Source organism: Clostridium fermenticellae (genome assembly GCF_003600355.1).
Taxonomy (GTDB): domain Bacteria; phylum Bacillota; class Clostridia; order Clostridiales; family Clostridiaceae; genus Clostridium_AV; species Clostridium_AV fermenticellae.
On record NZ_CP032416.1, the window covers coordinates 2,746,627 to 2,764,823 of the forward strand.

The 18,197-nt window shown below is 31.8% G+C and carries 20 protein-coding genes; 10 read left to right on the forward strand and 10 right to left on the reverse strand.

Annotation, left to right across the window (positions count from 1 at the left end):
• Nucleotides 1–15: 15 nt before the first annotated feature.
• The 8 genes from D4Z93_RS12675 (at nucleotide 16) to D4Z93_RS12710 (ending at nucleotide 7,446) form a co-directional block, all read left to right on the forward strand.
• The gene (locus D4Z93_RS12675) at nucleotides 16–1,278 is read left to right on the forward strand and encodes a UDP-N-acetylglucosamine 1-carboxyvinyltransferase (RefSeq protein WP_119974036.1); all 1,263 of its coding nucleotides are present in this window, start codon (nucleotides 16–18) and stop codon (nucleotides 1,276–1,278) included.
• Between the two features lie 20 nt (nucleotides 1,279–1,298).
• The gene (locus D4Z93_RS12680; RefSeq protein ID WP_119974038.1) at nucleotides 1,299–2,084 is read left to right on the forward strand and encodes an MBL fold metallo-hydrolase; all 786 of its coding nucleotides are present in this window, start codon (nucleotides 1,299–1,301) and stop codon (nucleotides 2,082–2,084) included.
• A 16-nt stretch (nucleotides 2,085–2,100) separates the two neighbouring features.
• Nucleotides 2,101–2,661, forward strand: a complete 561-nt coding sequence (locus D4Z93_RS12685) for a GerMN domain-containing protein (RefSeq protein ID WP_119974040.1) — start codon at nucleotides 2,101–2,103, stop codon at nucleotides 2,659–2,661.
• A gap of 116 nt (nucleotides 2,662–2,777) precedes the next feature.
• Nucleotides 2,778–3,278 carry an SEC-C metal-binding domain-containing protein gene (locus D4Z93_RS12690; RefSeq protein ID WP_119974042.1) on the forward strand — a complete coding sequence of 167 codons (501 nt, stop codon included), beginning with the start codon at nucleotides 2,778–2,780 and terminating at the stop codon, nucleotides 3,276–3,278.
• Between the two features lie 75 nt (nucleotides 3,279–3,353).
• Entirely contained in the window at nucleotides 3,354–3,833 is a 480-nt protein-coding gene (gene rlmH, locus D4Z93_RS12695) for a 23S rRNA (pseudouridine(1915)-N(3))-methyltransferase RlmH (protein ID WP_119974044.1), read from the forward strand.
• Nucleotides 3,834–3,850: 17 nt separating this feature from the next.
• Nucleotides 3,851–5,674 carry a DUF4434 domain-containing protein gene (locus D4Z93_RS12700; protein WP_119974045.1) on the forward strand — a complete coding sequence of 608 codons (1,824 nt, stop codon included), beginning with the start codon at nucleotides 3,851–3,853 and terminating at the stop codon, nucleotides 5,672–5,674.
• Between the two features lie 97 nt (nucleotides 5,675–5,771).
• Entirely contained in the window at nucleotides 5,772–7,163 is a 1,392-nt protein-coding gene (asnS, locus tag D4Z93_RS12705; protein ID WP_119974047.1) for an asparagine--tRNA ligase, read from the forward strand.
• A gap of 37 nt (nucleotides 7,164–7,200) precedes the next feature.
• On the forward strand, nucleotides 7,201–7,446 hold the full coding sequence (locus tag D4Z93_RS12710; protein WP_119974049.1) for a TM1266 family iron-only hydrogenase system putative regulator: 246 nt from the start codon (nucleotides 7,201–7,203) through the stop codon (nucleotides 7,444–7,446).
• A 50-nt stretch (nucleotides 7,447–7,496) separates the two neighbouring features.
• Here the strand turns inward: D4Z93_RS12710 and D4Z93_RS12715 are convergent, their stop codons facing one another.
• Entirely contained in the window at nucleotides 7,497–7,985 is a 489-nt protein-coding gene (locus tag D4Z93_RS12715; protein ID WP_119974051.1) for a dUTP diphosphatase, read from the reverse strand.
• A 242-nt stretch (nucleotides 7,986–8,227) separates the two neighbouring features.
• On the opposite strand from D4Z93_RS12715, the gene D4Z93_RS12720 reads away from it, so the two are divergent.
• The gene (locus tag D4Z93_RS12720; protein WP_119974053.1) at nucleotides 8,228–8,659 is read left to right on the forward strand and encodes a DMT family transporter; all 432 of its coding nucleotides are present in this window, start codon (nucleotides 8,228–8,230) and stop codon (nucleotides 8,657–8,659) included.
• Nucleotides 8,660–8,773: 114 nt separating this feature from the next.
• Nucleotides 8,774–9,976 (forward strand): S8 family serine peptidase, encoded by a 1,203-nt coding sequence (locus tag D4Z93_RS12725; RefSeq protein ID WP_119974055.1) that lies wholly within the window; start codon nucleotides 8,774–8,776, stop codon nucleotides 9,974–9,976.
• On the opposite strand, the gene D4Z93_RS12730 is transcribed toward D4Z93_RS12725, so the two are convergent.
• The 9 genes from D4Z93_RS12730 to fabD all read right to left on the reverse strand — a co-directional run bounded on the left by D4Z93_RS12730 (nucleotide 9,973) and on the right by fabD (nucleotide 18,175).
• On the reverse strand, nucleotides 9,973–10,923 hold the full coding sequence (locus D4Z93_RS12730; RefSeq protein ID WP_119974357.1) for a phosphoglycerate dehydrogenase: 951 nt from the start codon (nucleotides 10,921–10,923) through the stop codon (nucleotides 9,973–9,975). The two genes, D4Z93_RS12725 and D4Z93_RS12730, sit on opposite strands and share 4 nt — an antisense overlap.
• Before the next feature lie 121 nt (nucleotides 10,924–11,044).
• The gene (locus tag D4Z93_RS13375) at nucleotides 11,045–11,887 is read right to left on the reverse strand and encodes an acetyl-CoA carboxylase carboxyltransferase subunit alpha (protein WP_199798393.1); all 843 of its coding nucleotides are present in this window, start codon (nucleotides 11,885–11,887) and stop codon (nucleotides 11,045–11,047) included.
• 27 nt (nucleotides 11,888–11,914) lie between these two features.
• On the reverse strand, nucleotides 11,915–12,799 hold the full coding sequence (gene accD, locus D4Z93_RS13380; RefSeq protein ID WP_199798394.1) for an acetyl-CoA carboxylase, carboxyltransferase subunit beta: 885 nt from the start codon (nucleotides 12,797–12,799) through the stop codon (nucleotides 11,915–11,917).
• A gap of 38 nt (nucleotides 12,800–12,837) precedes the next feature.
• Complete coding sequence (locus tag D4Z93_RS12740; RefSeq protein WP_119974056.1) at nucleotides 12,838–14,187, reverse strand: acetyl-CoA carboxylase biotin carboxylase subunit; 1,350 nt, start codon at nucleotides 14,185–14,187, stop codon at nucleotides 12,838–12,840.
• Nucleotides 14,180–14,641 carry a 3-hydroxyacyl-ACP dehydratase FabZ gene (fabZ, locus tag D4Z93_RS12745; protein ID WP_119974058.1) on the reverse strand — a complete coding sequence of 154 codons (462 nt, stop codon included), beginning with the start codon at nucleotides 14,639–14,641 and terminating at the stop codon, nucleotides 14,180–14,182. Before fabZ ends, D4Z93_RS12740 begins: the two co-directional genes overlap by 8 nt.
• Nucleotides 14,642–14,690: 49 nt before the next feature.
• Nucleotides 14,691–15,218 (reverse strand): acetyl-CoA carboxylase biotin carboxyl carrier protein, encoded by a 528-nt coding sequence (gene accB / locus D4Z93_RS12750; RefSeq protein WP_119974059.1) that lies wholly within the window; start codon nucleotides 15,216–15,218, stop codon nucleotides 14,691–14,693.
• Nucleotides 15,218–16,459: a beta-ketoacyl-ACP synthase II gene (gene fabF, locus D4Z93_RS12755; RefSeq protein WP_119974061.1), complete on the reverse strand. Its 1,242-nt coding sequence runs from the start codon at nucleotides 16,457–16,459 to the stop codon at nucleotides 15,218–15,220. The genes accB and fabF overlap by 1 nt, the downstream gene beginning before the upstream one ends.
• A 22-nt stretch (nucleotides 16,460–16,481) precedes the next feature.
• Nucleotides 16,482–17,228 (reverse strand): 3-oxoacyl-[acyl-carrier-protein] reductase, encoded by a 747-nt coding sequence (gene fabG / locus D4Z93_RS12760; protein ID WP_119974063.1) that lies wholly within the window; start codon nucleotides 17,226–17,228, stop codon nucleotides 16,482–16,484.
• Nucleotides 17,229–17,242: 14 nt separating this feature from the next.
• Nucleotides 17,243–18,175, reverse strand: a complete 933-nt coding sequence (gene fabD, locus D4Z93_RS12765) for an ACP S-malonyltransferase (RefSeq protein ID WP_119974065.1) — start codon at nucleotides 18,173–18,175, stop codon at nucleotides 17,243–17,245.
• Nucleotides 18,176–18,197: the final 22 nt, after the last annotated feature.

An 18,197-nucleotide genomic window follows, 5' to 3' on the forward strand; every position in this document is an offset into this window, starting at 1 on the left:
AAGGATGGGTACATAATGGATAAATTAGTTATTAACGGGGGAAAATCCCTTTTTGGTTCTATAGAAATAAATGGTGCTAAGAACGCTGCTGTTGCAATATTACCTGCTGCTATAATGGCAAGTAAAAACACATGCTCAATAGATAATATTCCTAATATAGAGGATGTTCATTGCCTTGAAAGAATTCTAACAAGTTTAGGTTGCAAACTAAAAATAAACAAAAATTCTGTTGAAATAGATAGTACATGTATAGATAATTTAAATGCTAATACTGAGGATGTCAGAAAAATGAGAGCTTCTTATTATTTAATAGGAGCACTTCTTGGCAGATTCAAAAAAGCTAGAGTTGAACTCCCGGGAGGCTGCCCTATAGGGGTTAGGCCTATAGATCAACATATCAAAGGCTTTGAAGCTCTTGGTGCTCAAGTAGAAATAAAACATGGTTCAGTGGTAATATCAGCTGATAGATTGATTGGAACAAATATATTTTTTGATGTAGTCAGTGTTGGAGCTACAATAAATGTAATGTTAGCTGCGTCTTTGGCTGAGGGTGTTACTACCCTTGAAAATGTTGCAAAAGAGCCGCATATTGTAGATGTTGCTAACTTCTTAAATAGTATGGGTGCTAGTATAAAAGGTGCTGGTACAGATATTATAAGAATAACTGGAGTAAAGGAACTTAAGGGTTGCTCCTATAGTGTTATACCTGATCAAATAGAAGCGGGCACTTACATGATTGCTGCTGCTGCATGTGGTGGTGAAGTTGTATTACAGAATATAATTCCTAAACACCTTGAATCAATTTCGGCGAAGCTTATAGAAATGGGTGCTGAAATCAAAGAAGATGGTGATTCTATTACAATAAAATCAAGTGGAAAATTAAAGGGTGTAAATATTAAAACCCAACCCTATCCTGGCTTTCCAACAGATGTACAGCAACCGATGAGTGCTCTGTTAACTGTATCTAGTGGTAGAAGCATAATTAATGAAAGTATATGGGAAAGTAGATTTAAGCATGTAGACGAACTAAAAAAAATGGGTGCTAATATAAAGGTCGAAGGAAGAACTGCAATTATAGATGGAGTTAAAAACCTATCTGGTGCTGTTGTAAAAGCAACAGATTTAAGGGCTGGTGCAGCAATGGTTATAGCAGGACTTATTGCAGAAGGTGCTACTGAAGTACTAAGTATTGAACATATAGATAGGGGATACCCTAATATTGAAGATAAATTTAAAGCTTTAGGTGCTGATATTAAAAGAGTTTCATACTCAAAATAGTTTTTTATAGGAGATTGACAATGATTTTTTGTCCTTTATATAGCGGCAGCAGTGGTAACAGTATCTTTGTTGCTACACCTAATGCTAGGATATTAGTAGATGCTGGCCTCGCTGGTAAAAAAATAGAAAATGCTCTTTCACAAATTGGCGAAAAACCTCAAGATATAGATGCAATATTTGTAACTCATGAACATATTGACCATATAAAAGGTGTTGGTGTTCTATCTCGAAAATATGATATACCAATATATGCAAATGAACTTACATGGAAAGTTATGTCTAAATCAATTGGTAAAATAAGGGATAGTAATATAAAAATCCTCAATAATAAATACACCTCAATAAATGATATGGATGTATTAAGTTATAAAATTTCCCATGATGCTGCATCACCTTTTGGATATTCTATAAATTGTAGAAATAAAAAAGCATGTATTGCAACAGATCTTGGTTTTTTTCCAAAGGAATTGAATAATATATTAAAAGATGCTAATGTAGTTTTACTAGAAAGCAATCATGATACTGAAATGCTTAAATTCGGGCCATATCCATATACCTTAAAAAGGAGAATTTTAAGTAATATAGGTCATTTGTCAAATGATGACTGCGGAAAAGCAATAGTTAGTATTGCAAATGGTTCCTTTAAAAATATAATTTTGGGACATTTGAGTAAAACGAATAATTACCCTGAGCTTGCTTATCAAACTGTTCTAAATATACTAACTAATGCAGGAATCAAGATTAATTCGGATTTAAATTTATCAGTGGCTAAAAGAGATATGCCTAGTAACTACATAAAATTTTGATAAAAAGGTGATAAGTATGAAAAAAACTTTCTGTTTCAGAATTTTATTTACTGTATTAGTTTTATCCCTACTTTCGGGATGTACTAACAAAGACTTATCAAGTTCAAACAGCAAGGAAAAAGAGAAACAGATAGCTTTATCTAATGAAAAAGGAAATACTTTAGATTTAGATTTATATTTTAATTCTTCTTCTTCACCAGATAACTTTAAAATTTCTACAGAAGAACGAATAATAAAAAGAGATGAATTATTAGGCGAAGCTATCATAAATGAATTGATTAAAGGACCTTCTATTAAAAGTAAATTGACACCTTTGCTGCCAAAAAAATCTAGACTTGTGAGCTTTTCGATAAAAGATGGCATTGCATATATAAATTTTAGTAAAGAAACTAATGTATCAATGTCTTATCAAATGGAAAAAGCCTGTATAAAGAGCATAATTTTATCTTTAAGACCAGTTTCCTCAATAAAGAAAGTTAAATTTTACATTGAAGGCAAAGACAATAATATGTGGGGAAATCATATAGACCTATCCAAACCAGTAACAGAAAATAATATTGATAATTCTAAAATATAGTGACCTGTATGATTTTATTATATTATTACACGTTTTTACATTAAAACATTATTGAAAAAATAAGCTTTTTTTATTATAATGTTGTAAGTAATACGTATTTTCAAAGGAGAAAGATTATGAATTTATATAAAAATTGGACAGATACTGTTGTAAATTTTGTAAAGGCAAACGGAGAAGCTGCCTTTTGGAGAGAATATGGTGCTATTGAAAAACATATTTACACAAAGGTTTTAGCTGACCACAGCGAATCTATTGACGGTACTATCGAAAATTTAGCTGAGAAATTTCAAGTAGAACCAGTATATTTTATGGGATTTTTAGATGGAATAAATGATAGTTTAAAGGATCGTCTAGAATTAGAAAAACTTGATACTAATTCTTCTATTAGCATCAAGATAAATTTTGAAAAATTATACTACAATATGTTAGATGCAAAAGCTGACTATTTATATCATCTTCCTCAATGGGACTCTATTTTCTCGAAGGAAAAAAGAAAAGAGATTCATCAGACATGGGCTGCTTCTAAAACCATCATAAACAAAAATAAGATTGGTAGGAATGATCCTTGTCCTTGTGGAAGTGGAAAAAAATACAAAAATTGTTGTGGTAAAAATTAAACTGCAGTGTTTCATAGCTTAAAAATCCTTACATATAGTAAGGGTTTTTTTAATTTGATATAGGAGTATATTACAATGAAGATTAATATAATATGTGTTGGGAAAATAAAAGAAAACTATTTGAATGATGCCATAAAAGAATACTCTAAGAGACTTAGTAGATACTGTAAATTGCAAATAATTGAGATCCCAGATGAAAAAGCTCCGGAAAACTACTCCAATAAAGAAAAAGAAATAATAAAAAGTAAAGAGGCAGCTTCAATTATAAAGCATATAAAAGAAAATAGCTTCATACTAACACTTGATCTTAAAGGAAAGATGCTTTCATCAGAGGAAATGTCATATCTTATTAAAGATTGTGGTTTAAGAGGACACAGTAACTTAAACTTTATAATAGGTGGTTCTCTTGGTTTATCAAATAAAATTCTATCTAGAGCTAATTTTTCAATCTGTTTTTCAAAAATGACTTTTCCTCATCAGCTTATGAGAGTGATCCTCTTAGAACAATTGTATAGAAGTTATAAAATAATTAATAATGAACCTTATCATAAATGAAAGGAGTTTGTTTAAATATGAAATTTAAAAACATCACTTACAAAATACTTATATGTATTTTTGCTGGTTTGATATTCGTATGCATATATTTTAACAGTCCTTTAAAAAAGAATATTAATGCTCCAAAAGCCGATGGAACATTTATTCAACTTGACCTTACTCAAAATTGGAATGATACGAGGTGGAAAAAAGAATTAAGCTATTTAAAAGAAGCTAAAATGGATTACATAGTTTTATCTGGTGTATCAACAACTAATGGTAATTCGACCCAATCTGTATATAAGAGCTCACTTCCCGGCTTTCAAAAAATATATGGGAATTCTGACCCTATTGACTTGTGTTTAAAAAATGCTGAAAGTTTAAATATTAAAGTCTTTTTAGACACAAATTTTAACAGCGACTGGTGGAATAGATCAGGATATGATTCTGAGTGGTTAAATACACAAGTTATTAGAATGAATTCAGTAGCTGATGAACTTTACTCAAAATATCACAAAAAATATCCAGGCTCATTTTATGGATGGTACTTTCCGTACGAAGTTGATAATGCCAAGTTCTCAAATACTGATCAGTTCCTCGTGCTTTCTAATGCTGCGAATGATTATTTAAAACATTTAGAAGATAAAAATGAAAGACTGCACTTTTTGATGTCACCATTTATGAATTCATCATGCAGCACACCTCAGGAGTATGCTGATAATTGGAAAGTGTTTTTTAAGAATACAAACTTAAAACCAGGTGATATATTCTGTCCTCAAGACTCCATAGGCAGCGGTAAACTCAATATAAATGAGGTCAACGAATGGTTTACTGCCTTAAGAAAGGCTGTAAAATCAAAGAATGGCTTACTGCTTTGGGCAAATGCAGAAACATTTGATTATAAGAATAATTCCAGTACAACTCTTGACCGCTTTACAAAGCAACTTAAACTAGAATCTCCATGCGTTGATAATATAATATGTTTTTCCTATAGTCATTACTATAGTCCAAACAATATAAATTCTGGTTTCCACAATTCTTATGTAAAATATTTAAGTAAAAATAGTCTGCCTAATTTAAGAGTTTCTCCTCCAAAGGATGTCTATGTATTCTCTGGTACCAATAATCAATTTTTAATATCTTGGGTAAAACCAGACGATACTAAAGGCATATGTGGGTATAGATTATACAGAAATGGCACTTTGATATATCAAAGTATTGTTCAGAGAAGTTATGGTGGAAACAAAGCTTATAATTCCATTAAGTTTTTAGATAAACCTTATCTAGGGACAGATACAAAAAAATGCACATATGAAGTTAGAAGTTTTGATTTTAGTGGAAATGTATCTAAACCCTCAAAACCTGTAACAGTTAACACAGTTCCTGCGCCAAAACTTCCAAGCTCAAATTTAATTTCTAACAAGCGCACATACACATTATCCCCTAATCCGCAATCTATATATGCTGATAACGGGTTTAAACTAACAGATTCCTCATATGCACCAGACAACAAAGTTAAAGACAATTATTTTATTGGGTGGTATAATGATCCTATAGAGATAACCCTTGATTTAGGCAAAATCTATGATATAAAGCAGTTTTCAGTTGACTATCTATATAATCCTACTTCATGGGCTGAGCTTCCAGAAAAGGCTTCTATATCAATATCAGAAGATGGGGAAAATTTTACACCAGTTGGTATGCTTGATTTTCCTATTGTTCCTTTTTCAGAACGTAACGGTACAAAATATAAAATATATCTTACTCCTAAATCTACTGTAAAAGGCAGATTTGTGAAAATATTTTCCGTCACTAAACCAAATAACTATACTTTTATAGACGAAATAGAAGTAAAAAATTAATTTTTAATACAAATAGAATACTTTAGGATTATATGTTAAAAACTAAATATATCAATATATAATCCTATAATCATTATAATTTTCAGGAGGAAAACATATGAAAACAACCTTAGTAAAACAACTTTACAGAGAATATGAAAGCTTCAATAATAAAGAAGTAGAACTAACTGGATGGGTTAGGACAATACGTGACTCTAAATCATTTGGATTCATTGAGTTAAACGATGGAACATTTTTTAAAAACGTACAAATTGTTTTAGATGATACTTTAGATAATTTTAAAGAAATATGTAAATTACCTATAAGTACTTCACTTAAAGTAGTAGGTACTGTTAATATCACCCCAAATTCAAAACAACCTTTTGAAATAAAAGCAAAATGTATAACAGTAGAAGGTAATTCTTCCTCAGACTATCCACTGCAAAAGAAAAGACACTCTCTTGAATATTTGAGAACAATCGCTCACCTAAGACCAAGGAGTAATACGTTTTCAGCAGTATTTAGAGTACGTTCTCTTGCAGCTTACGCTGTTCATAAATTCTTTCAGGAGCAAGATTTTGTATATGTAAATACTCCAATAATAACAGGTAGTGATTGCGAAGGTGCAGGTGAAATGTTTAGAATATCAACTCTTGATCTAAACAATATACCAAAAACAAAAGATGGTAAAATAGACTTTTCTAAGGATTTCTTCGGAAAGGAAACAAATCTAACTGTAAGTGGTCAGCTACCCGATGAAGCTCTTGCTCTTGCATTTAGAAATGTATATACCTTTGGTCCTACATTTAGAGCTGAAAACTCAAATACCGGTAGACATGCAGCTGAATTCTGGATGATAGAACCAGAAATGGCCTTTGCCGAGCTTGAGGATTACATGAATACAGCTGAAGGTTTAGTTAAATACGTAATAAATTATGTATTAGAAAATGCTCCTGAAGAAATGCAATTTTTCAATTCATTTATTGATAAAGGATTATTTGAGAGATTACAAAATGTAGTTAATTCAGACTTTGGGAGAATTACATATACAGAAGCCGTTCAAATATTAAAAAAGTCAGGTTATAAATTCGAGTATCCTGTGGAATGGGGCATAGATCTTCAAACGGAGCATGAAAGATACTTAACTGAAAAAGTATTTAAGAAACCGATATTTGTAACTGATTATCCTAAAGATATAAAAGCATTCTATATGAGAATGAATGAAGATGGCAAAACAGTCGCTGCTGCTGATCTTCTAGTTCCTGGAGTAGGTGAAATAGTTGGTGGAAGTCAAAGAGAAGAAAGATATGATGTACTTGAAAAAAGAATTGAAGAATTGGGATTAAATAAGAAGGATTATTGGTGGTATCTTGAACTTAGAAAATACGGTGAAACTAAACATTCAGGCTTCGGGTTAGGTTTCGAAAGAATACTTATGTACTTAACTGGAATGCAAAATATAAGAGATGTAATACCATTCCCAAGAACACCTGGTTCTGCAGAATTTTAATGTATAACTCTAATTCAAATATTATGGAGGAATTTTAATGGAAAAAAGAATAGGTGTAATAGGAATAGTCGTTGAAAACCTGGATGCTGCTCCTAAAGTAAATAGTATACTTCATGATTTTTCAAATGTAATAGTCGGAAGACTTGGAATACCTTATAGAGAAAAAGGTATTTCTATTATATCTGTGATCGTTGACGGAACTATTGACGAGGTTAACACAATGACTGGTAAACTCGGAAAGTTGGAAAATGTAAATGTAAAATCTGCTATGACTAAAAAATAATATTCTAACATATAAAATCCCAGTACGTTTAATCGTACTGGGGTTTTTAATTAATATCCAACTGTTTGTTTTTGATTATTTATGTGATTCTTATCATAATATGCTTCCTCTATTTCTTCTTTTGAAAAACCCAGGCTTTCCCCAAGAGTTAAAAAATCTTCAAATAGAGTTATGTAGTGGTCTTTTGAACTGCATACTATAAAATCATTTATATCCACATACAGATTTGAAAACTGTCCTACAATATCATATTGTGGATTTTTAGATTCAAGATCCTTAATATCTGCAAATTTCTTTTCAATACCTAGTGTCAATATAAAGTGAAGGCAATCTACAAATTCCTTTAATATAGCAGCTCTATTAGAGGTCCTTTTATTACTCCAGAACTTAAAACATCTAGTCTCATTCGCAAGTTCGGCAAGTTCAACTTGAAGAGCAAGCACTTTTTTAGATAGTAGACTCTCATTCTCTAAATTATGATTCATCCTAATATGCTCATCTAAATTCTTTTGCACCTCGAACAATCTTGGTAAATTCATATAAAAAAGCCACCTTTCCATCCTTATAATTAAATATAAATAATTCTTCATATGAATCTATATTTTTTAATATAAGTACCCTATATATATTTTAACGAAATTTAATAAATATTAAAACAATAGCAAACGGTTACATAAAAAAAAATATCTTAGTCCAAAAAAATTTTATATTTGTATAAAATTATTAGCTTATAATAAAGATTATTATGGTTAAAATAATCGTAGAAAAGGTGGTGTCGTAAATGTTTGCTATTATATCATCATTAATAGCCGGTATTTGTATGGCTTTTCAAGGTGTATTTAATACTAGATTAAATGAAAAAATTGGAATATGGGAAACAAACCTTATTGTTCAGATTATAGGTCTTATTTTAACTATAATAATTGTATCCACATTTGGATCCGGAAATATAAAAAATATAAAAAACTGCAATAAACTATATCTTTCAGGTGGTATTCTCGGTGTTATTATAATATACACCGTAATACATGGAATAGGCAGTCTTGGCCCAACATTTTCAACCGAACTTATACTTATAGCACAGCTTGTATCTGCAAGTTTAATAGATGCTTTTGGACTTTTTGATACTCAAAGAACTAGATTTGATGCTCCAAAAATAATAGGAGTTTTAATGATGATTGTAGGAATTGTGATATTTAAATATAAACGATAAAGAGATGACTTTATAATATTAACTATGACACAAATTTAATCATTACATTCACGAACATATAGCTGGAACATATAATATACCATGTAATTGTATTAATGTTAAGAGGAGTATTATATGTTCTTTTCAAAAAAGAAATTGGATCAAAACTTAAGAATATCATTAATCAATAATTGTTATAAAAAATATAAAGTAATTATACAATGTAAATACATGCCAGAAGGTATTGAAAAAAAAATAAAATCATATCATGGAAAGATAGTTTATTCTCTATATATCATAAACTGTATAATTGCTATATTATCAAAGGATGCCATAGAAAAACTTATAGAATATCCGGATATTGTCTATATAGGTTTAGATAATTATGCCATCCTAGCTGGATCCAATGTTACTTCAGTAAATGGAATATTTCATAATAATACAGAAATAAAACTTAACGGAAAAAATATTGGAATAGGTATTATAGATAGTGGTGTTTATCCTCATCCAGATTTATTAAATCCAAATAATAAAATAAAAAAATTTATTGACCTAATAAATGGCTGTACCCATCCATATGATGATAATGGGCATGGGACATTTATAACTGGCATATTATGCGGAAGTGGATATATATCTCATGGCAAATATTCTGGTATAGCCGGGGGCAGCAATATATATATGGTAAAAGCATTTAATAGTTTAGGAAGGGGTTATGTATCTGACATTCTAAATGCATTATGTTTGATTATAAAGGAACGAATAGATTTTAATATAAAAATATTATGCCTTACATTTGAACTTCCATACAATAATTATTTTATTATGTCCTTATTTGAAAAAATATTTGAAATTGCAGTTAAATATAACATAATTCCAATTGTACCATCTGGAAATAATGGTGGATATGATGGAAGCATATCCGGTATCGCCCCATTAGAAAATTGTTTGACTGTAGGAGGTATAGATACAACAGGGTTTTCGCCTAAGATATATGAATATTCTTCATGTGGTCCTGTTAAAAAAATTATAAAACCCGACTTAGTTGCTGCTGCTGTAAATATATACTCTTTAAATTCAGATGTTAAATATATATCTGAAAGAAATGGTCTAAAAATCTATCCTCCCAAATTAAAAAACCCATATACATGCTACAGTGGTACTTCATGTGCTGCCGCATATATATCAGGAGTATGTGCACTTTTGCTTGAAAAAAAACCCGATCTTTCTTTTAATGATATCGAATCACTTATAAAAATATCATGTAATACTATAAATTTACCAAAGTATAAACAAGGTACTGGAGTTTTAGATATAAATAAACTCCTCACTAATTAATATTTCTTTATTAAATTTACTACATTTATAAGATTATCTTTATTCTTATACCTTTTTAAATTATCCAGTATAAGATTAAACCTTCTTATGTTTCTCATCTCAGATACCCACGAATTATGAGGAGTTATTATTACATTAGACATATTCCAAAGCTTACTATCTTTATCTAGAGGTTCATTTTCAACTACATCCAAAGCTGCACCTGCAATTTTACCACTTTCAATATTACTTATTAAAGATTTTTCATCTATTATTAAACCTCTAGCTATATTTACTATATATGCACCCTGCTTCATACTTTTAAATCTTTGTTCATTCACAAGTTTATGTGTTTTTTCTGTATAAGGTATAGTCACTGCTACAACATCACTTAAACTTAACATATAATCAATGTCATCCAATTTAAAACATTTATCGAAATATTCTATATTTCTGCCATTTGTATTGATACCTAATATATTTACGCCAAATCCCTTTAATCTCTTGGCCGCCTCAGAAGCTATACTTCCTGTACCAATGAATCCAACAGTTTTCCCGTACAATTCTAATACGGAAGCATCCATTTTCCACATTTTACTCCGCTGGTTTTCGTAAAATTTTGGACTATGTTTTAATAACTCTAATATTTTCAAAACTATCCATTCGCCTATTGGTACACTATAGCCACCTCTGTTATTTGTAACTATTATATTTTTATCCCTTATAAAATCCACAGGAAGTTGGTCTATTCCCGCACTGGATAATTGCACCCATTTTAAATTACTCATTTTTCTTATATCTAAAGTTTGAAATGGATTATAGCACACCAAAATTTTAACATCTTTTAGATCATTAGTATAAGTTATACCTTCATTTTCATTTATTAGCTTAATATCATAACCCATATTCTCTATTGTTTCAAAATTTTTTCTGCCATAATTATATGTAAATAAAATCTGAGTTGACATAAAAATCACATCCTCTAATAATCCGCATAAAATTTTATATATAAGTATATTGACAATCTTTAAATCAAATAAAAGATCATCAATATAATAAAATAATATTAAACTAGTACTTAAAATAATATTATTCTGAATACTCACCAATAATTCTAAACTTATTATATCTTTCTTCAAGTACTTCTTCTATTGGCTGTTTTTGGAGAATATCTATATTCTTAACTAAATGTTGCTTAATGGAAAGTGACATCTTGTTTAAATCCTTATGTGCACCACCAAAAGGTTCCTTTAGTACTTCATCTATTATTCCATAACTCTTTAAATCTGCTGCTGTTATTTTCATAACTTCAGCAGCTTCCTTTGCTTTTGAAGCATCCCTCCAAAGTATACTTGCAAAGCCTTCCGGTGATAATACTGAATATATGGCATTTTCAAGCATCCAAACCTTATCTGCTACTGCAAATGCAAGTGCACCACCACTTCCACCTTCACCAATTACAATAGATATTATAGGTGTCCTGAGTGAAGACATTTCTAACAAGTTTCTAGCTATTGCTTCACCTTCACCTCGTTTTTCCGCACCAGTACCACAAAATGCTCCCTGTGTATCTACAAAACATATTATAGGTCTTTTAAACTTTTCTGCCTGTTTCATAAGCCTCAGGCTTTTTCTATAACCTTCAGGATGAGATGAACCAAAATTTCTCTTGATGTTTTCTTTTGTATTTCTTCCTTTCTGATTTCCAATTATGGTAACAGGTTTTCCTTCAAGAAGTGCTATACCTCCTACTACTGCCGGATCATCTGCAAAATATCTATCACCATGAAATTCTATAAATGAGTCAAAAATTTTGTCAACATAATCTAGTGTGGTCGGTCTTTCTAACATTCTGGCCAAAGTTACTCTATCCCATGCAGACTTCCCATCAAATTTGCTTATTATACGATGCACTTTTTCTAACTTTTCCATAACATAGCTCCTTTTCTAAAAAATATACTAATTATTAACAACATGCATAAATAATATATTTTTTAATGTGATTTTTAGTTCCTTTCTAGGCACTATCTTATCTATAAAACCATGTTCTAGTAAGAACTCTGCTCTTTGAAACCCTTCTGGAAGTTTCTGTTTCGTAGTCTGTTCTATAACCCTCTTCCCGGCAAAACCGATTAACGCTCCCGGTTCAGAAATAATTATATCACCAAGCATAGCAAAGCTTGCGGTCACTCCACCTGTTGTAGGATCTGTAAGTACAGTTATATATAAAAGACCTTCATCACTAAATCTTTTTAAAGCCGCACTAACCTTGGCCATTTGCATAAGAGAAAACATGCCTTCCTGCATTCTAGCACCACCTGAAGTAGTAAATATAATTAAAGGTAATCTAAGATTGGTTGCTTTCTCAATCGCTCTCGTAATTTTTTCTCCAACTACAGATCCCATACTTCCCATCATAAAAAAACTGTCCATTATGCAAACTACAATCTGTATTCCATCTATCTTACCTTTTCCTGTAACAACTGCTTCCTTTAACCCGGTACTATCTTTCATATTTTGTATTTTCTTTTCATAGTCCTTAAAATCAAGTGGATTTACAGTATTTATATTAGTATCAAATTCTTCAAAAGTATCTTTATCTATTATGAGCTTAATTCTTTCCTCTGGTGTCAGTCTAAAATGATATCCGCAGCTGCATACCTTATAGTTTTCTTTTAAATCATGATTATATAAAACACTGCCACATTTCTTACACTTAACCCACATACCATCTGGTATGCTGGGTTTATTTTCTAAATTAATATCTGAAGCATCAGATTTACCTTGTAAATTTTGTTGACTTACAGTAATATATTTTGTTTTTTTAAACAAATTACCTATCAAGAGTAGTTCGCCTCCTAATTTGAATAAATAAACGAGCTTTATTTATCAACCTTAAACATATTCTCAATAAACCTAGTATTATAATCTCCATCTATAAAATTCTTATTATTTATTAATTGAAATTGAAAATCTATATTAGTTTTTACGCCTTCTATTATAAATTCACCTAATGCTCTTCTCATTTTGCAAATAGCTTCATCTCTATCCTTACCATAAACAACTAATTTCGCTATCATGGAATCATAGTAAGGTGGAATAATATATCCAGAATATACTGCACTATCCACCCTAACATTAAATCCACCTGGAACATATAAATCTGTTACCTTACCAGGACATGGCATAAAGTTACGTTCTGGATCTTCTGCATTTATTCTGCATTCAATTGCATGTCCGTGAATTCTTACATCTTCCTGTGAAAAATCAAGCTTTTCTCCAGCTGCAATCTTTATCTGTTCCTTTATTAAATCTATACCAGTAATCATTTCAGTTATAGGATGTTCAACTTGAATTCTGGTGTTCATTTCCATAAAATAGAAGTCATTGTTTTTATCTAATAAAAACTCTATTGTTCCAGCATTATTATAACTTACAGCCTTAGCCGCTTTTACCGCTGTATCCCCCATTTTTTGTCTTAAACTGTCCGTCATAACTGGGGATGGTGCTTCTTCAAGTACTTTTTGATTTCTTCTCTGCATGGAGCAATCTCTATCACCAAGATATACAATATTACCGTAGTTATCTCCAAGTATTTGTATTTCTACATGCCTTGGATTTTGTATAAATTTCTCAACATATATACTTTCATCATCAAATGAAGCCTTTGCCTCTGCCTTAGCATTTTGATATGATTTTAAAAGTTCATTTTTCTCATATACTATTCTTATACCTTTCCCTCCGCCTCCAGCAGAAGCTTTTATCATAACCGGATAACCTATTTTTTCAACAATCTCTAAAAGCTCATCCTCATTCTTTATGGCACCATCTGATCCTGGAACTACCGGCACATTAGCTTTCTTCATTATATCTCTTGCATTTGACTTATTACCCATATTATCAATACATTCAGGAGATGGTCCTATAAATGTAATATTACACTCTTTACACATACTAGCAAACTTGCTATTTTCGGACAGGAATCCGAATCCAGGATGTATTGCCCCGGCCCCTGACAAAACAGTAGCACTTATTATATTTTTTATATTAAGATAACTATCCTTTGAAGCTGCGGGTCCTATACAAATTGCTTCATCTGCCATTTGTGTATGTAATGCCTCCTTATCTGCTTCAGAATATACTGCTACTGTTTCAATACCCATTTCTCTACATGCTCTTATTATTCTAACTGCTATTTCTCCTCTGTTGGCTATTAATATCTTATTAAACACTCTCATCACCTATTATTGCAAACATTATTTCAGCTTCTGCTGCCTTCTTATCCCCAACATAAGCTGTTCCCTTACCAAACCCCATCGGTCCTTTTACTTTAGTAATTTCCACCTCTAATCTCAAAGTATCTCCAGGTTCTACTTGTTTTCTGAATCTTGCCTTATTTATTCCAGCAAATAGAGGTATTTTACCTTTAAACTTTTCCTGGCTTAAAATAGCTACTGCACCTGCTTGTGCCATTGATTCAATTATAAGTACTCCAGGCATCACAGGCTTTTCAGGAAAGTGTCCCTGAAAGAAATTTTCATTTATAGTTACATTCTTATATGCTACAACTTTTTTACCTGGCTCCATGTACTTTACTTTATCAATAAGCAAAAAAGGATATCTATGAGGTAATATTTCCTTTATTTCGTTTACTCCAAAATCAACATAGAATTCCGAATTATCCATTATTCTGCCCCCCTTATAAATTTTGTTGTTATAGTTTAAACATGCCGTCCTATAAAGTCTTTATTTTAAACATAGGCTGACCATACTCAACCATTTGAGCATTTTCAACTAATATATCTACTACTTCACCATCTACATCGCTTTGTATCTCATTCATAAGTTTCATTGCTTCTACAATGCAAAGAGTATCTCCCTTCTTAACGCTGGAGCCCATGCTTACAAATGGATCCTTGTCTGGACCAGCTGAACTATAAAATGTTCCAACTATTGGTGCAGTTATCTCTTTTATATTTTTTTCATCTACTTCTTCGTGACTTTTAATTTCAGCCTTTATATTTGTATCTTCCTTTGCAGTTTCTCTTTCCTTCTCATAAGAAGACATTTCATTACTTTCCTCACTTGAATCACATTGTACTACTTTAGAAGGAGCAAAATTGGTTTCTTCTGGTCCACTTTCTCCCTCTTTTCTCATTGTTATAGAAACATCTTTCCAATTTACCTGTAAATATCCAATCTTTGAATTATCAACAGCATTTATCAATTCTTCAACTGATTTAAAATCAACATTACTCAACATTACTCACTCCACTTTTTTAATAAAATTACTGCATTATGTCCTCCGAAACCTAACGAGTCAGACATAACATATTCTAGGTTAGCTTTTCTGCCCTTATTAGGAACATAATCCAAGTCACATTCTTCATCTGGAACTTTATAACCTATTGTTGGAGGTATAAATCCATCATATAATGCCTTTAAAGCTATAACACCTTCAACAGCACCTCCTGCTCCAAGTAAATGTCCTATCATTGACTTAGATGAACTTATAGGAATTTTTTTTGCTATGTCCTCTCCAAATGCCCTTTTAATTGCAGCAGTTTCAAATTTGTCATTAACTGATGTGCCTGTTCCATGTGCATTTATGTATGAAACTTCGCCAGGATCTATATTGGCTTCTTTAATAGCAATTTCAATAGCCCTCGCTGCACCTTCACCATCTGGAGATGGTGAGGTTATATGATATGCATCACAAGTAGAACCATATCCAACTAGTTCACCATATATTTTAGCTCCTCGTGCCTTAGCATGCTCCAAAGACTCAAGTATAAGTATTCCAGAACCTTCACCCATTACAAAACCATTTCTTTCCTTATCAAAAGGTATTGACGCCCTTAAAGGATCTGAACTCTTGCTTAAAGCTGTTAAAGAAGTAAAACCCGCAATTGTTAACGGAGTTATCGCTGCTTCTGTTCCACCAGCTATCATAATATCTGAAATGCCATCTTTAATCATCCTGAAAGCTTCACCTATGCAGTTAGTTCCTGTAGCACAAGCAGTAACTATATTAGTGCAGGGTCCTTTAGCTCCAAATTTTATTGATATATTCCCTGCGGCCATATTACTTATGACCATAGGTATAAATAATGGATGTACTCTATTAGGTCCTCTTTCAATAAGTTTGATTTTTTCACTTTCTATATTTCCTATTCCACCTATACCGGATCCAACTATGACTCCAAACCTTTCCTTATCGACTTTTTCTACATCAAGATCAGCATCTGACACTGCTTGAGCTGCCGCAGCTATAGCAAATTGACAGAATCTATCTAGCCTTCTTGCTTCTTTTTTTTCCATATAATCTTCCGGATTAAAATCCTTAACCTCGGCGGCTAATTTTGCCTTAAAGCCTTCTGTATCAAAGGACTTAATAAAATCTATACCACATACACCATTCTTTATATTATTCCAAAATGTATCAGCGTCATTTCCAACTGGAGTTACTGCTCCTAGTCCAGTAATAACAACTCTTCTGTTCATATTTTCACCCACCTTATCCAAATTACATTAACATTCCACCATCTACATTTATAACCTGACCTGTAACATAGTCGGCTTGAGGCGATGCTAAAAAGCATACTACATTTGCTACATCCTCCGGCATTCCAAACCTCTTAAGTGGAATTGTACTTAAAGTAGCATTTTTAGATTTCTCTGGTAAAACTTCTGTCATACTAGTCTTAATAAATCCAGGTGCAACTGCATTTACTGTTATTCCCCTCGATGCAAGTTCTTTTGCTACAGATTTCGTAACTCCTATTATTCCTGCTTTTGCTGCAGAATAATTAACCTGGCCAGCATTTCCTGATATTCCAACTACAGAAGATATATTTACAATTTTACCACTCCTCTGTTTGATCATTATAGGGCTCACATGCCTTGTGCAGTTAAATACACCTTTTAAATTTACTTGTATTACCTTATCAAAATCCTCCTCCTTCATTCTGAGGAGTAATCCATCTTTTGTTATACCAGCATTATTTACAAGTATATCGACCGATCCAAAAAATTCATTAACTTTATTTATCATGTTTTTTGCATCTTCAAATATACTTACATCACCCTGAGCTTTAAATGCTCTTACACCTTTTCCTTCAATTTCTTTAATAAGAGCCTCTAATTCCTCACTATCTTTTCTGTAATTAACTGCAACATCTGCTCCCATCTCAGCTAATCTAAGACATATAGCTCTTCCTATCCCTCTTGCTCCTCCTGTTACAACTGCTACCTTTCCTTTTAATAGTTCCATTGTATCTCCCCATTCTATTTGAGTTTTTCTATTGCACCTTCGAGTGTACTCAAGTCTTGTATATTCAAAATCGTAAGCTTTCTATCTACTCTTTTTACAAATCCACTCAATGCCTTTCCTGGCCCTACTTCAACAAATGTATCAATACCCATATCTATCATATTTCTTATAGTCTTTTCAAACAATACAGTACTCATAACCTGCTTTTTAAGATATGGTTTTACATCATCAATACTATTTATAATTTCACCAGTTACGTTTGTAATAACCGGAATATTAAATTTTTGAAGTTGTATATTTTGAAGCTCTTTTTCAAGTTTATCTGCAGCAGGTCTTAGCATTGAAGTATGAAAAGGGCCACTTACTGAAAGTTTTACTGTTTTACGTGCTCCATTTTCCTTTGCCTTTTCACATGCAAGCTCAACTGCTTTTTCTTCTCCAGCAATTGCTATCTGACCAGGACAATTTAGATTTGCTATTTCAACTATACCGTAAGAGCTGCATTTTTCACATACCATTCTTAATGTCTCTTCATCTAGTCCTATAATTGCAGCCATAGCACCAATTCCAACTGGTACAGCCTCTTGCATGTACTTACCTCTTTTTTTGACAAGCTGTACTGCCTCTTTAAAATCTAACACCCCACTTGCAACAAGTGCCGAATATTCACCTAAACTTAGTCCAGCTGTAATATCAGCCTTGATCCCCTTTTGTAAAAGTGCTTTTAGAACCGCTATACTCATAGTTAAAACTGCCGGTTGGGTATTTTCAGTAATATCCAATGCACTTTTAGGTCCATCAAAGCACATCTTACTTATGGAAAAATTTAAAGCCTCATCTGCCTTATCAAATATATTTTTACAAACATCAATATTATCATATAATTCTTTGCCCATTCCAACATATTGTGCTCCCTGACCAGGAAATAAAAAAGCTATCTTACCCATAAACATCCCACCTATATCTTGT